The sequence below is a fragment of the Pseudomonas weihenstephanensis genome (assembly GCF_001043055.1).
Lineage (GTDB): Bacteria > Pseudomonadota > Gammaproteobacteria > Pseudomonadales > Pseudomonadaceae > Aquipseudomonas > Aquipseudomonas weihenstephanensis.
This window is the reverse complement of record NZ_JYLF01000004.1, coordinates 156,072-170,581: the sequence shown is the minus strand read 5'-3', so window position 1 is coordinate 170,581 and position 14,510 is coordinate 156,072. Positions and strand designations below refer to the sequence as shown.

The 14,510-nt window shown below is 58.1% G+C and carries 10 protein-coding genes, 2 tRNA genes and 2 pseudogenes; 10 read left to right on the top strand and 4 right to left on the bottom strand.

Translation table 11 applies throughout. The annotated features are described in order from the left end of the window. Positions 1-28: 28 nt before the first annotated feature. The 3 genes and pseudogenes from TU86_RS11510 to TU86_RS23680 all read left to right on the top strand — a co-directional run. Positions 29-1,318: an adenylosuccinate synthase gene (locus TU86_RS11510; protein WP_048364439.1), complete on the top strand. Its 1,290-nt coding sequence runs from the start codon at positions 29-31 to the stop codon at positions 1,316-1,318. Positions 1,319-1,457: 139 nt separating this feature from the next. Next, positions 1,458-2,486, top strand: a pseudogene (locus tag TU86_RS23685) (methyl-accepting chemotaxis protein); the annotation flags it as partial. A gap of 390 nt (positions 2,487-2,876) precedes the next feature. Next, positions 2,877-3,392: pseudogene (locus tag TU86_RS23680) on the top strand (methyl-accepting chemotaxis protein); the annotation flags it as partial. Between the two features lie 59 nt (positions 3,393-3,451). Here the strand turns inward: TU86_RS23680 and TU86_RS11500 are convergent. The 4 genes from TU86_RS11500 to TU86_RS11485 form a co-directional block, all read right to left on the bottom strand. Continuing rightward, complete coding sequence (locus TU86_RS11500; protein ID WP_048364437.1) at positions 3,452-5,005, bottom strand: ABC transporter permease; 1,554 nt, start codon at positions 5,003-5,005, stop codon at positions 3,452-3,454. Further along, entirely contained in the window at positions 5,005-6,030 is a 1,026-nt protein-coding gene (locus TU86_RS11495; RefSeq protein WP_048364436.1) for an iron ABC transporter substrate-binding protein, read from the bottom strand. The genes TU86_RS11500 and TU86_RS11495 overlap by 1 nt, the downstream gene beginning before the upstream one ends. 403 nt (positions 6,031-6,433) lie before the next feature. After that, positions 6,434-6,520, bottom strand: a tRNA-Leu gene (locus tag TU86_RS11490). Between the two features lie 166 nt (positions 6,521-6,686). Continuing rightward, positions 6,687-6,773 (bottom strand) — tRNA-Leu (locus tag TU86_RS11485). A gap of 224 nt (positions 6,774-6,997) precedes the next feature. Here TU86_RS11485 and rnr point away from each other — a divergent pair. The 7 genes from rnr to dnaB all read left to right on the top strand — a co-directional run bounded on the left by rnr (position 6,998) and on the right by dnaB (position 14,331). Further along, positions 6,998-9,664, top strand: coding sequence for a ribonuclease R (gene rnr / locus TU86_RS11480; RefSeq protein ID WP_048364435.1), 2,667 nt, complete (start codon positions 6,998-7,000; stop codon positions 9,662-9,664). Then, complete coding sequence (gene rlmB / locus TU86_RS11475; RefSeq protein ID WP_048364434.1) at positions 9,661-10,428, top strand: 23S rRNA (guanosine(2251)-2'-O)-methyltransferase RlmB; 768 nt, start codon at positions 9,661-9,663, stop codon at positions 10,426-10,428. Before rnr ends, rlmB begins: the two co-directional genes overlap by 4 nt. Positions 10,429-10,729: 301 nt before the next feature. Continuing rightward, entirely contained in the window at positions 10,730-11,155 is a 426-nt protein-coding gene (gene rpsF, locus TU86_RS11470; RefSeq protein WP_003439045.1) for a 30S ribosomal protein S6, read from the top strand. 28 nt (positions 11,156-11,183) lie between these two features. Further along, complete coding sequence (gene rpsR, locus TU86_RS11465; RefSeq protein ID WP_003171373.1) at positions 11,184-11,414, top strand: 30S ribosomal protein S18; 231 nt, start codon at positions 11,184-11,186, stop codon at positions 11,412-11,414. 36 nt (positions 11,415-11,450) lie between these two features. Then, positions 11,451-12,347, top strand: a complete 897-nt coding sequence (locus tag TU86_RS11460) for a YybS family protein (RefSeq protein WP_048364433.1) — start codon at positions 11,451-11,453, stop codon at positions 12,345-12,347. Between the two features lie 19 nt (positions 12,348-12,366). Further along, a complete protein-coding gene (rplI, locus tag TU86_RS11455; protein WP_003439047.1) occupies positions 12,367-12,813 on the top strand; it encodes a 50S ribosomal protein L9 in 447 nt (148 codons plus the stop codon). A 123-nt stretch (positions 12,814-12,936) separates the two neighbouring features. Continuing rightward, positions 12,937-14,331: a replicative DNA helicase gene (gene dnaB / locus TU86_RS11450; protein ID WP_048364432.1), complete on the top strand. Its 1,395-nt coding sequence runs from the start codon at positions 12,937-12,939 to the stop codon at positions 14,329-14,331. Positions 14,332-14,510: the final 179 nt, after the last annotated feature.

The following is a 14,510-nucleotide window of genomic DNA, read 5'->3' as shown; positions in this document are numbered from 1 at the left end:
CAAGTTTGCGCGAATGAGGACAAGTGTTATGGGTAAGAATGTCGTAGTCCTGGGCACCCAATGGGGTGATGAGGGCAAAGGCAAGATCGTTGATCTGCTGACCGAACATGCTGCCGCTGTAGTGCGTTACCAAGGTGGCCACAATGCTGGCCACACATTGGTGATCGACGGCGAAAAAACCGTATTGCACCTGATTCCGTCGGGCGTGTTGCGCGAAGGCGTGCAATGCCTGATCGGCAACGGCGTCGTGGTTGCACCCGATGCCCTGCTGCGTGAAATCATCAAGCTGGAAGAGAAAGGCGTACCGGTGCGTGAGCGCCTGCGTATCAGCCCGTCTTGCCCGCTGATTCTGTCGTTCCACGTGGCGCTGGACCAGGCCCGTGAAAAAGCCCGTGGCGAGCTGAAGATCGGTACGACCGGTCGCGGCATCGGCCCGGCTTACGAAGACAAGGTTGCACGTCGTGGCCTGCGTGTTGGCGACCTGCTGAACATGCCGCGCTTTGAAGCCAAGCTGCGTGAATTGGTGGACTACCACAACTTCATGCTGGTCGGTTACTACAAAGAGCCTGCCATCGACTTCGACAAGACCCTGGCCGAGTGCAAAGAGTACGCCGAGCTGCTCAAGCCGCTGATGCTGGACGTGACTGCTGAGCTGCACGACCTGCGTCGCGCTGGCAAAGACATCATGTTCGAAGGCGCTCAAGGCTCGTTGCTCGACATCGACCACGGCACCTACCCGTACGTGACCAGCTCCAACACCACCGCTGGTGGCGTTGCGACCGGTTCGGGCGTTGGCCCGATGTTCCTGGACTACATCCTGGGCATCACCAAGGCTTACACCACGCGCGTAGGTTCGGGTCCGTTCCCGACTGAGCTGTTCGACGACGTCGGCGCTCACCTGGCCAAGCAAGGCCACGAGTTCGGCGCCACTACTGGCCGCGCACGTCGTTGCGGCTGGTTCGATGCCGTTATCCTGCGTCGCGCTATCGATGTGAACAGCATCTCGGGCATCTGCCTGACCAAGCTGGACGTACTCGACGGTCTGGATACCATCAACATCTGCGTTGGCTACAAAGATGCAGAAGGTAACGAGATCGCACCGACCGACGCTGACAGCTACGTAGGCCTACAGCCTGTGTATGAAGAAGTGCCGGGCTGGACTGAATCGACCGTGGGCGCCAAAACCCTGGAAGAGCTGCCAGAAAACGCGCGTGCTTACATCAAGCGCGTAGAAGCACTGATCGGCGCGCCGATCGACATCATCTCGACAGGTCCGGACCGCAACGAAACCATCGTTCTGCGTCACCCGTTCGCTTAAGTCGTCGTGCTGTCAAACAAAGGGCCCTTCGGGGCCCTTTGTTGTTTTTGCCCCGCCCCGGTGTGCGGCACGACCCTTGCTGTAGAGAACCCATCAAGGGTGCCATCAATGTAATGGCACCGCCGTAGAGGGGTTCTTCATGTCAGCCATTCTTTCACTGTTACAAAGCCGTCTGTTGCGACCCGTGTTCGTTACCCTCGGTATCGCTCTTTTGGTGCAGGTACTGGTCGCTGTTGCACTGACTCGGAGCACAGTCACCGCGTTAGAAGCAGATTTGGACGCGCGCCTGGGCACTGACAGCCAGAAACTCTCCGCAGAACTTGAACAGGCCGCACGCGAGGTGAAAGGCAGTCTGGAGGGGCTTTCTACCAGTACCCGACAACGGTTGACGGCGGGTTTGTCCCCGCGCTTAAAAGATGAGCAAGCGCAGGTTCGGGCGACGCTTGAGAAGAGCCTGATGGACTCGGCCAACGATATGGCGCAACTGCTGGCGGCAGTGGCGCCTCGGGCTATGTGGGACAGCGACGTGCCGACGCTGTCCGAATTCGCACGTCGTGCTCAGCGCAATCCCAATGTGCTGTTTGTGGTGTACGACGACGCCACGGGTCAGCATCTGACGCGCTACCTGAACCGCGAAAATCCCATCAACAAAGCACTGCTGGAAAAAGGCAAAGGCGACCGCGCGCTGGACAAAGTGCTGGATGCCGCGCGGCATGACCCCGCCGTCTACTACCTCGAAGCCCCCATCAGCCCCAATGGCGTGGAGATTGGCAAGGTGCTGATGGGCGTCTCCACCGCCTCGATTGAGAAAGACCTGGTAGCGCTTGATCACCGTTTTTCGCAGCTGATTGTCAGCAGTGAGCAATTGGTCGGTGAAAGCCTGCAAGGCGCGGCCAGTGACAGCGCGGGCGCGTTACGTACCCGCTTGGCCTCGGCGCAAACCGCGGCAGCGCAGATGCAGGCCAATACCGCTGCCACCGTGCGCGACGCCGCGGACACGTTGCGCTGGCGTATGGGGTTGGGGTTGGCGATTGTGGGGTTGGGTGTGTTGCTGTTGGTGGCCGTCGTGCTGGGGCGGCGTGTGGTCAACAAATTGCTGCTGTTGATCGCGGCGCTGAACGAACTGGCGGCCGGGGAGGGCGATTTGACCAAACGTGTGGGCCTCAACAGCAAGGATGAGATTGGCGACATGGCGGCAGCGGTCAATCGTTTCGTCGACAAATTGCAGCCCATCGTGCGTGAGGCGGGCGATGTGGCGCAGCGTACCGGAGTCGAGATTGGTGCCATGACCCTGCGCAATGCCGGGGCCGATGCCGCTGCACAATTGCAGCGTGATGAAGTGGCGCAAAGCCTTGAGGCGTTATCAACGATGGCTGATGCGGCGCAGTCTGAGAGTCAGGCGATGCAGGCGGCGCTTAAACAAGTGTTGGATATTCGTCAGGCCACTGATGAAAACACACGCACCTCCGCGCAAGTGGGCGGGCTGATTGAGGCGCTGGCGGGGCAGGTGGGCGCGGGCGCCAAAGTGATTGAGCGCCTGGCGCAGCAAAGTGAGCAGATCGAAGTGGTGTTGACCGTGATTCACGGCATTGCCGAGCAAACCAACCTGCTGGCGCTTAACGCGGCGATTGAAGCGGCACGAGCGGGGGAAACCGGTCGTGGTTTTGCGGTGGTCGCCGATGAAGTGCGGGCGTTGGCGAGTAAGACCCAACGCTCAACCGGGGATATTCAGGCGCACATTGTGGCGTTGCAGCAAGGTGCGAAAGAGGCCGTGACGGCTATCGGCCTGGCGGGGCGTCAAGCCACGGAAGGGCTGGACGTGTTGCGTGGCAGCGTGAAACTGCAGAAAAGCGTGCAGGCGTCCGTGGAAAAAGTACACGCGGCCATTGGTGATGCGACCCGTGCCGCAGCGCATCAAGCGCAAGGTGCGCAGGCGGTGCGTGGGCGTGTAGAAATAATTCATGCACAGGCTGAGCGTGCTGCGCAGGCGGTGAATGAAACCACGGCCAGTGGCAAAGTGCTGGACGGATTGGCTGCGCAACTTAAAGCGAGCCTGGGGCAATTCAGGGCCTGAAACCCAAAGCCTTCACTCCACCCCTTTCCCGGCGGCAGAGGGGCGGGGTGAAGGGCGTTTCATCGACTCAAATACATCCGCGTAGTCAGCAAATACACCGGCAACCCCGACACTAGAATCAACAGCGCCGCATACGGTGCCGCCGCTGCAAACTCAATGTTGGAGGTGTGCGACCACACTTGTGTCGCCAGCGTATTAAGCCCGGTCGGACTGAGCAGCAGGGTCGCGGTCAGCTCCTTCATCGCATCAAGGAACACCAGTGCAAACGCCGCACCCAACGCAGGAAAGATGATGGGCAACGTCACCCGGCAAAACGCCGAGAACGAAGAAGCGCCCAGCGTACGCGCAGCTTCTTCAAGCTGTGGCGCGGCCTTGTTCAGTGCGGTGCGGATCGGTGCCTGCGCCAGCGGCAAAAATAACAAGGCGTAAGCGATCAGCAACAGCGCCGAGGTCTGATACAGCGCAGGCACCCAGTGCAGCGCGAAATACACCAGTGCAAGGGCAATCACCAGTCCCGGCAAAGCGTGCAGCAGATACGGCAAGCGTTCGGCCCAGATCGCCAATTGGCCTTTGTAACGCACCACCAGCAACCCGACCGGCACCGCCAGCACCAGGCACAACGCAGCACCCCCCAGCGCCAGCGACACCGAGGAGAGCAATGCCTCACCGATTTGTGCAACGGGGAACGCCGCAGAGCTGCCTTTGATCAGCCAGTACACCAGCATCCCCAGCGGGATGCCGCTGCCCACAATCGCCAGCGCCAGGCAATACAACTGGCCGAGCAGTGCCAATGTGCCCAGGTTAACCTGCCCGGCATGCCGCGCCGCGCCCTGGCCAATACGCACGTGACGGCCCTTGCCGCGCACTTTGAGTTCCAGCCACAGCAGCGTCAAACACATCACCAGCAAAACGGCGGACAGCATGGCCGCATTGGCGTTGCTGAACTCCAGCTCAAACTGTTGATAAATAGCCGTGGTGAAGGTTTGCAGGCCGATGATCGACAGCGCGCCGAACTCGACCAGCATGTGCAGGGCAATCAGCAGCGAACCTGCCAGCAGCGACGGCCAGAGCAGCGGTAAGGTGATTCTGAAAAACACCCCCCAGCGGTTCTGGCCCAGGGTTCGGGCCGACTCTTCAAGCGCCGGGTCGAGGTTGCGCAAGGTTGCCGCCACCGGCAGGAAAATCAGCGGGTACTTGGACAGGCTCATCACCAGAATCGCGCCGCCCAGACCTTCAAAGCTTGAACTGAGCGACACCCAGGTGAAGCTGCTGACGAATGCCGGAACGGCAAAAGGCAGGCACAAAATCACCCCCCACAAGCGTCGTCCTGCCAGGTTGCTGCGTTCCAGCAACCAAGCCAGCGAAAGGCCGACCACTGCGCACACCACGGTCACGCCGACCATCAGTAGCAAGGTGTTGCGCATCAGGTCGAACACATAAGGGCGCCACAACATGTGCACCGCTTGCGCCCACCCGGCCTGCCACGCTTTGGTGCCGACATACAGCAACGGCAACAGGCTTAAACCCACCAGCAACAGGACGGGCAGCAGCAGCCAGATCGAAGGCCGTTTGCGTTTGAGGGTGAAGCGGGCAGGTTGGGCGACCGACAGCATCAGAGCAAGCCAACGTCGCGTTCGAGGTCCAGCGCTTCTTCGGCATTGCCCAAGTCAGCCGGTGTCACTTTCGGTGGTTGCAGCTCCTCGAACGGCTTGAGGCCGCGCTCCGAGACCATGCCTTTGCGCATCGGGTATTCAGCGGTGGTGTTGGTGATCACGCGCTGACCTTCTTCGCTGGCCATATACGCCAGCAGCTGCTGGGCTTCTTTTGGGTGTTTGCTGGCCTTGAGCACGCCGGCGCTGGACACGGTGATCAAGCCGCCCGCATCGCCATCGGTGAAGTAATGCAGCTTGGAATCCAGTTGCCCTTTCTCGCGCTGCAAAGCGAACCAGTAGTAGTTGTTGACCAGTACCGCCGCCACTTCGCCGTTTTCCACGGCTTTGAGCGCAACCATGTTGTTGGTGTAGGTCTTGCCGAATGCCCGCAGGCCAGTCAGCCATTCTTCAGCGGCTTCACGGCCGTGCAGCTTGATGATGGCCACGGCTTGTTCCTGGAACGCGCCGCTGGTGGGCACGAAGCCGATTTTGCCTTGCCATTCAGGATCAGCGAAATCCATCACCGATTTAGGCAGGTCTTTTTCATCAATCTTTTTCGGGTTGAAGGCCACGACGCGGGTGCGCGCCGTGACGCCAATCCACGTGCCATTGGTCGCGACGTACTCTTTGGGCAGGGCTTGTAACGTGGCGTCATCGGCCTTGGCCAGAAAACCCTGTTCACCCAGGTTATTCAATGGCGGGGATTCTTCGGCGTAGAACACGTCGGCGGGCGAGCGATCACCTTCTTCCATGATCTGGCTGGCCAATTGGTTGCTGCTGCCTTTGCGCACATTGACGTGAATGCCGGTCTTGGCTTCGAAGGCTGCGGCGAGGTTATCGCCGACTTCCTTGTGCTGGCCGTTGTACAGCGTCAGGGAAACTTTGTCTGCGGCGTAGGTGGTAGGTACGGTCAATGTCAGACCAAGAGCGGCGATGGACAGGCCGCGCAGTAGGAATGTCGCAAGCTGGGTATTTCGGAGCATCATTCGCTGGGTTCCTCGCTTGGGTACTACAAAACTTGTAACAATAATAAACGATATTGTTTCTCAAGTGCGCTTGACCCAGCGTCCAATTGCGCAAACGCGACCAACTGTGATGCCGCCTCCTTCAACCTGTGTCCAGAAAATTGCGCAAGGCCCGCAGTTCATCCTTGTCCATGTTCAGTGCTTTCAGGCGTTCACTGGTGCTCGGGAGCAGGTTTGCAGGAGTGCGCATGAGCGATCTGATGATGGCCGGACATTAGTGCGATTGAGATGGATCATCAAACACGATGTCGAGGGGGCTGATAGAAAGTCTAATAAAAGGGCGGGAGGCTGAATGACAGAAACTAAAAAGCCCGCTTTCGCGGGCTTTTTGAGTGGTTCACAGCGTGAAGCTGTAAACCTGAATTGGTGCCCAGAAGAAGACTCGAACTTCCACGACCTTGCGGTCACCAGCACCTGAAGCTGGCGTGTCTACCAATTTCACCATCTGGGCAGTATCAGCAACGTTGCCGCTGTTGATGTGGCGCACTATACGGAGCGCTTTTAAATCTGTAAACCCCCAGTTTTAGTTTTATTAAATCAGGGGCTTAGAATGCAAAAACCCGCTTTCGCGGGTTTTTGTGTGAGGCTGAAGATTGTACTAATCTGCATCTCTAAATTGGTGCCCAGAAGAAGACTCGAACTTCCACGACCTTGCGATCACCAGCACCTGAAGCTGGCGTGTCTACCAATTTCACCATCTGGGCAGCATCTTCAACGTTGCCGTTGTCGATGGCGCGCACTATACGGATGACCCTTTGACCTGTAAAGCGTTGTGAATAAAAATATCCAAAATTTTTCGCGAACGGTGGGACAACAGCGGCAAAGCGCGTCAGAAAGGACTATTAAGGCTCTGAGTGAGTCCGAAATTTCCCGTTTCAATACGCGTATGCCAAACTAACCCGCATATAGACAAGGTGAAAACTATCTAATGGCCGATTGGCAGACCCTCGATCCCGAGGCCGCACGTGAAGCGGAAAAATACGAAAACCCTATCCCTAGCCGCGAGCTGATCCTTCAGCATCTGGCCGAGCGTGGCTCGCCAGCCGCTCGCGAGCAGTTGGTAGAAGAGTTTGGTCTTACCACGGAAGACCAGATCGAAGCCCTGCGCCGTCGCTTGCGAGCGATGGAGCGCGATGCACAATTGATTTACACCCGCCGTGGCACTTATGCGCCGGTGGATAAGCTCGACCTGATTCTCGGCCGCATCAGTGGTCACCGTGACGGCTTCGGCTTTCTGATCCCGGATGACGGCAGTGACGACCTGTTCATGAGCCCGTCGCAGATGCGCCTGGTGTTTGATGGTGACCGTGCGCTGGCCCGTGTTTCGGGGCTGGACCGCCGTGGTCGCCGTGAAGGCGTGATTGTCGAAGTGGTATCACGCGCTCACGAAACCATCGTCGGCCGTTACTTCGAAGAAGGCGGCATTGGTTTTGTGGTGGCCGATAACCCGAAAATTCAGCAAGAAGTGTTGGTGACACCCGGCCGCAATGCGGGCGCCAAGGTTGGTCAGTTCGTTGAAGTGAAGATTACTCACTGGCCGACGCCGCGCTTCCAGCCGCAAGGTGATGTGCTTGAGGTTGTAGGCAACTACATGGCTCCGGGAATGGAAATCGACATTGCCCTGCGCACGTACGACATTCCGCACGTTTGGCCAGAAGGTGTGGTTAAAGAAGCGCGTCGTCTCAAGCCTGAAGTTGAAGACAAAGACAAAGAGAAGCGCATCGACCTGCGTCATCTGCCGTTCGTCACCATTGACGGCGAAGATGCACGCGACTTCGATGACGCGGTGTTCTGTGAAGCCAAGCCGGGCAAGCTTCGCCTGTTCTCGGGTGGCTGGAAGCTGTACGTGGCCATTGCCGACGTTTCCAGCTACGTGAAAATCGGTTCGGCGCTGGATGCTGAAGCGCAGGTACGTGGCAACTCGGTGTACTTCCCTGAGCGCGTGATTCCGATGTTGCCGGAAGAGCTGTCCAACGGCCTGTGTTCCCTGAACCCGAAAGTCGACCGTTTGGCGATGGTGTGCGAGATGACCATCTCCAAAACCGGCGAAATGACCGACTACCAGTTCTACGAAGCAGTGATCCATTCGCAGGCACGTCTGACCTACAACAAGGTCAGCACGATGCTTGAGCACGCCAAAACCAACGAAGCCAAACAATTGCGCGCGGAGTACGGTGATGTTGTGCCGCACCTCAAGCAGCTTTATTCGTTGTACAAGGTGTTGCTGGCGGCTCGCCATACCCGTGGTGCGATCGATTTTGAAACGCAGGAAACCCGCATCATCTTCGGGGCAGATCGCAAAATTGCTGAGATTCGCCCAACCACGCGTAACGATGCCCACAAGCTGATCGAAGAGTGCATGCTGGCGGCCAACGTGGCCACGGCTGAATTCCTCAAAAAGCACGAAATCCCTGCGCTGTACCGCGTGCATGATGGTCCGCCGCCAGAGCGTCTGGAAAAACTGCGTGCCTTCCTGGGTGAGCTGGGCTTGACCCTGCACAAAGGCAAGGACGGTCCTTCGCCGAAGGATTATCAAGCGTTGTTGGCCAGCATCAAGGATCGTCCGGACTTCCACCTGATCCAGACCGTGATGCTGCGTTCGTTGAGTCAGGCGGTCTATAGCGCGGACAACCAGGGCCACTTCGGCCTGAATTACGAAGCCTATACCCACTTCACTTCGCCCATCCGTCGCTACCCGGACTTGCTCACGCACCGTGCGATTCGCAGTGTGATCCATTCCAAGATGGACACCCCGCACGTACGTCGTGCTGGCGCGATGACCATCCCGAAAGCACGCATCTATCCGTACGACGAAGCGGCACTTGAGCAGCTTGGCGAACAGTGCTCGATGAGTGAGCGCCGTGCCGACGAAGCCACGCGTGACGTGACCAACTGGCTTAAGTGCGAGTTCATGAAGGACCGCGTCGGCGAGTCGTTCCCGGGTGTGGTCACCGCCGTGACAGGTTTTGGTCTGTTTGTGGAATTGACCGACATCTACGTCGAAGGTCTGGTGCATGTCACGGCCTTGCCGGGCGATTACTACCACTTCGACCCTGTGCATCACCGCTTGGCGGGCGAGCGCACCGGTCGCAGCTTCCGCTTGGGCGATACCGTCGAAGTGCGGGTGATGCGCGTTGATCTTGACGAGCGCAAAATCGACTTCGAAATGGCTGAGAAAACCCTCAGTGCGCCAATCGGTCGTAAAAACCGTGGCACTGAAAAGCCGGCTGCCAAAACCGGCAAGCCTGCTGGCAAGCCGAGTGGCTACGACACAGACAAGCCTGCTGAATCGGCAAAGGCGCCTCGTCGGGCGCCCGCCAAAACCAGCAAAAATACCGATGATGCCTATCGCCCTGGCGATGCAGCGGCCAAAAATGCCGAGCTGCGCAAGAGTCGTGAATTGAAACAGGCGTTGCTGGCCGAATCGAAAAGCGGCGGTCGGACATCGGCGCCGGGAAAGTCGGGGAGGGCAGCACCCGCTAAAGACGCGGGCAAGCCTTCCAAGCCGAGCAAACATCGTAAAGGCCCGCCAAAATCGGGCGCAGCGCCTGCCGCCAAAAGCGGCGGGTCGCGCAAACCTAAGGCTAAGTCATGAGTCAGTTGGAAAAAATCTACGGCATTCACGCTGTAGAAGCGTTGCTTCGTCATCACCCCAAGCGCGTCAAGCAGGTGTGGCTGGCCGAGGGTCGTAGCGACCCTCGCGTACAGACCCTGATTACGCTGGCCGATGAGAGCCGGGTGCCAGTGGGCAACGCCGAACGTCGGGAAATGGACGTTTGGGTTGAAGGCGTGCACCAAGGTGTTGTGGCGGACGTAAGCCCCAGCCAGGTGTGGGGCGAGGCGATGCTCAACGAATTGCTCGACCGTACCGAAGGTGCGCCGCTGATTTTGGTGCTGGACGGCGTGACCGACCCGCACAACCTGGGTGCTTGCTTGCGTACGGCAGATGCTGCCGGTGCGCTGGCGGTCATCGTGCCGAAAGACAAATCCGCGACATTGACCCCGACTGTGCGAAAAGTGGCATGCGGCGCGGCTGAAGTTATCCCTTTGGTGGCTGTCACTAACCTCGCGGCCACACTGAAAAAGCTTCAGCAGCGCGGGTTGTGGATCGTTGGTACAGCGGGCGAGGCCGAGCAAGAGCTGTATGAGCAAGACATGACCGGCCCGACCATCCTAATCATGGGTGCAGAAGGCAAAGGCATGCGTCGCCTGACCCGCGAGCATTGCGACTACCTGGTGCGCCTGCCGATGGCTGGCAGTGTCAGCAGCCTGAACGTTTCGGTAGCGACGGGCGTTTGCCTGTTCGAAGCCCTGCGTCAGCGCAGCGTCAAAGCCAAGGCTTCAGCGAAAAAGAAATAAGCAAAACCTGTAGCCGCTGCCGAAGGCTGCGACCGAGTGCGAAGCGCTCGGCTTGAGGGTCTGGGCCGAAGACCTTCGGCCTTATCGCAGCCTTCGGCAGGGGCTACGGGTATTGGCAAGGCAAGATTGTTCAAATAATCACCAATTGCCTTGCGCCTCTCTTGTGCCTTCTCTACAATTGCGCCCCTTGCCGTCATGGCGGGCGCATATGTGCCTCTCTAGGCAAGACACACAAGTGTCATTCACTCCTTGTCTGACCGCTTTTTAGTTAGCGGCAGGCTACAACCCGTAAGGAGCATTCATGCGTCATTACGAAATCATCTTTTTGGTCCACCCGGATCAAAGCGAACAAGTCGGCGGCATGGTAGAGCGTTACACCAAGCTGATCGAAGAAGACGGCGGCAAAATCCACCGTCTGGAAGATTGGGGCCGTCGTCAACTGGCCTACGCAATCAACAATGTTCACAAGGCTCACTACGTGATGCTGAACGTTGAGTGCACTGGCAAGGCTTTGGCTGAGCTGGAAGACAACTTCCGTTACAACGATGCTGTGATCCGTAACCTGGTCATCCGTCGCGACGAAGCCGTAACTGGCCAGTCCGAGATGCTCAAGGCTGAAGAGAACCGCAGTGAGCGCCGTGAGCGTCGTGACCGTCCTGAGCATTCTGACAGCGCCGATGGCGATGACAGCGATAACAGCGACGCCAGCGATAACGCTGACGAGTAATCCACGGACCTTTTGAGGAGCCAATTACATGGCACGTTTCTTCCGTCGTCGTAAATTCTGCCGCTTCACAGCAGAAGAAGTGAAAGAGATCGATTACAAAGATCTCAACACTCTGAAAGCTTACGTATCCGAGACCGGCAAAATTGTTCCAAGCCGCATCACCGGTACTAAAGCTCGTTATCAGCGTCAGCTGGCCACCGCTATCAAGCGCGCCCGCTTCCTGGCCCTGCTGGCCTACACCGACAGCCACGGCCGCTGAGACCGGGCAGTCGACACGTAGTAAAGGATTGAAAGCATGCGCGCCTTAGCTGAGTTCATCATGCGAGGCCGTGTGCAGGCCACGCTAGTCGTGGCCGGATGTGCGGCATTGCCGTTTTTGTTCTGGTTGAGTGCTGCTGCGGGAAGCCTTGTGCTCCTGCGGCGCGGTCCGAGAGATGCCTTGAGCATCCTCTCATGGGCGTTACTGCCGGCCTTGGTCTGGTGGTTTATCGGAGAACCTCGCACCTTGATGGTGTTGTTGGGAACTCTGGGGCTGGCGTTGTTTTTGCGCGCCGGTCAGCCCTGGCATCGCGTGCTGCTGGTCAGCGTGGCATTGGGTGGTGTGTATGGCGTTATCCTGGGCACGGTTTTCCGCGAACCCATTGGTGCGATGGCGCAGGAGTTGGAAAAACTTCTGCCGCAGGTCCTCAATGGTCTCTACGACACGTTATCTGACGTAGAGCGAGCGCGCCTTGGAGCACTGATTGCACCCGTCCTGACCGGTTTGATTGCAGCTTTGATGCAGGTCGTCAGCGTGCTGAGCCTGATGCTTGGGCGTTATTGGCAAGCGTTGTTGTATAACCCGGGCGGTTTTGCCAGCGAATTTCGCAGCATCCGCCTACCGCTGGGTCCAGCGTTACTGTTGCTGGCGTGCATGCTTGTCGGACCGAACTTCGGTCCGCAAATGGCCATGCTTACGCCGTTGTGCAGCGTAGCGTTGTTCTTCGCCGGGCTGGCCCTGATTCATGGGCTGGTGGCGCAAAAGCGACTGGGCAAGTTTTGGCTGGTGGGGTTGTACGTCACGCTGTTGCTGTTCATGCAGCTGATCTATCCGTTGCTCGTGGTTTTGGCCATTGTCGACAGCCTGATTGATTTTCGCGGACGTTTGGCGCCGAAAGACGTCGATAAAGACTCTGCGAACGGTGAAGGTTAAAAGTTAAGAGGATTTTCACATGCAACTGATCCTTCTGGAAAAAGTCGCGAACCTGGGCAACCTGGGCGACAAAGTAAATGTTAAGGCCGGTTACGGTCGTAACTACCTGCTGCCATACGGCAAAGCTACCGCTGCAACCGCTGCCAACCTGGCTGCGTTTGAAGAGCGTCGTGCTGAGCTGGAACAAGCAGCAGCAGACAAGAAAGCTTCGGCTGAAACACGCGCTGCCCAACTGGCTGAGCTGGAAGTGACTATCACTGCCACTGCCGGTGACGAAGGCAAGCTGTTCGGTTCGATCGGCACTCACGACATCGCTGATGCACTGACCGCCTCTGGCGTTGAAGTTGCAAAAAGCGAAGTTCGTCTGCCGAACGGCACTATCCGCAACGTTGGCGAATTCGACGTGGCTGTGCACCTGCACGCCGAAGTTGAAGCAACCGTACGCGTTGTTGTGGTAGCTGCTTAAGCAGTCTTAACTGACTGGCACCTTGTGTGTCAGACGGTTAACATCGGGCACGATCCTGTTTACAGGTCGTGCCCTTTGTCTTTCTACAGACGTTGATTTTCACCCCCCAAATTACACGTGGCCATGAACGATATCTCCGCTCCTGAGCAATACGACCTGCAAACCGCATCCTTGAAGGTGCCACCGCATTCCATCGAGGCCGAACAGGCCGTGCTCGGTGGTTTGATGCTGGACAACAACGCCTGGGAACGCGTGCTGGATCAGGTGTCGGACGGTGACTTTTATCGACATGACCACCGCCTGATCTTTCGGGCCATCGCCAAACTGGCGGACCAGAACTCGCCGATCGACGTCGTGACCCTTGCCGAGCAATTGGACAAGGAAGGTCAGACCTCGCAAGTCGGTGGGCTGGGTTACTTGGGCGAGCTGGCAAAAAACACGCCATCGGTCGCCAACATCAAAGCCTACGCGCAGATCGTCCGCCAGCGGGCGACCTTGCGGCAGTTGATCGGCATCAGTACCGAGATCGCCGACAGCGCTTTCAACCCTGAAGGCCGCAGCGCCGAAGAAATCCTCGATGAGGCCGAGCGCCAGATCTTTGCCATTGCCGAGGCCCGGCCAAAAACCGGCGGCCCGGTCAGTGTCAACGATCTGTTGACCAAGGCCATCGACCGTATCGACACCTTGTTCAACACCGACAACGCCATTACCGGCTTGTCCACCGGTTACACCGATCTTGATGGCATGACCAGTGGCTTGCAGCCGTCGGACTTGATCATCGTGGCGGGCCGTCCGTCGATGGGTAAAACCACTTTTGCGATGAACCTGGTCGAAAACGCCGTATTACGCAGCGAAAAAGCGGTACTGGTTTACTCGCTTGAGATGCCAGGTGAATCGCTGATCATGCGTATGCTGTCGTCCCTGGGGCGTATTGACCAGACCAAGGTCCGTGCGGGTCGTCTTGAGGACGATGATTGGCCGCGCCTGACCTCGGCGGTCAATCTGCTCAACGACCGCAAGCTGTTTATTGATGACACGGCGGGCATCAGTCCCTCGGAAATGCGTGCGCGTACCCGCCGCCTGGTGCGTGAACATGGCGACATCGGCCTGATCATGATCGACTACCTGCAATTGATGCAGATTCCGGGTTCGGGCGGTGATAACCGAACCAATGAAATTTCCGAGATTTCGCGATCGCTCAAGGCGTTGGCCAAAGAATTCAACTGCCCGGTTGTGGCGTTGTCACAGCTCAACCGCTCCCTGGAGCAGCGCCCCAACAAGCGCCCGATCAACTCCGACTTGCGTGAGTCCGGCGCCATCGAGCAGGATGCCGACGTCATCATGTTCGTGTACCGCGACGAGGTGTACCACCCCGAGACCGAGCACAAAGGCATTGCCGAAATCATCATCGGCAAGCAGCGTAACGGGCCGATTGGCACCACGCGGCTGGCGTTTATCGGCAAGTACACGCGCTTCGAAAACCTTGCGCCGGGCAGTTACAACTTCGACGATGACTAATCGGTAGTGGCGCAGGCGTTGGGCATGTGGGTAAAGCCTGCTGCCCGCGCTGCTCATCACCTCTTCCTGCGTCCTCCCTCGCCTTGACCTCAACCGCTCATCGGCACTGTCACAATTGACAGTTTTGTCGTGCTGCTTGGTGCGCAAATATTGCGCATCGATGCTCACCGTCGCGAAGG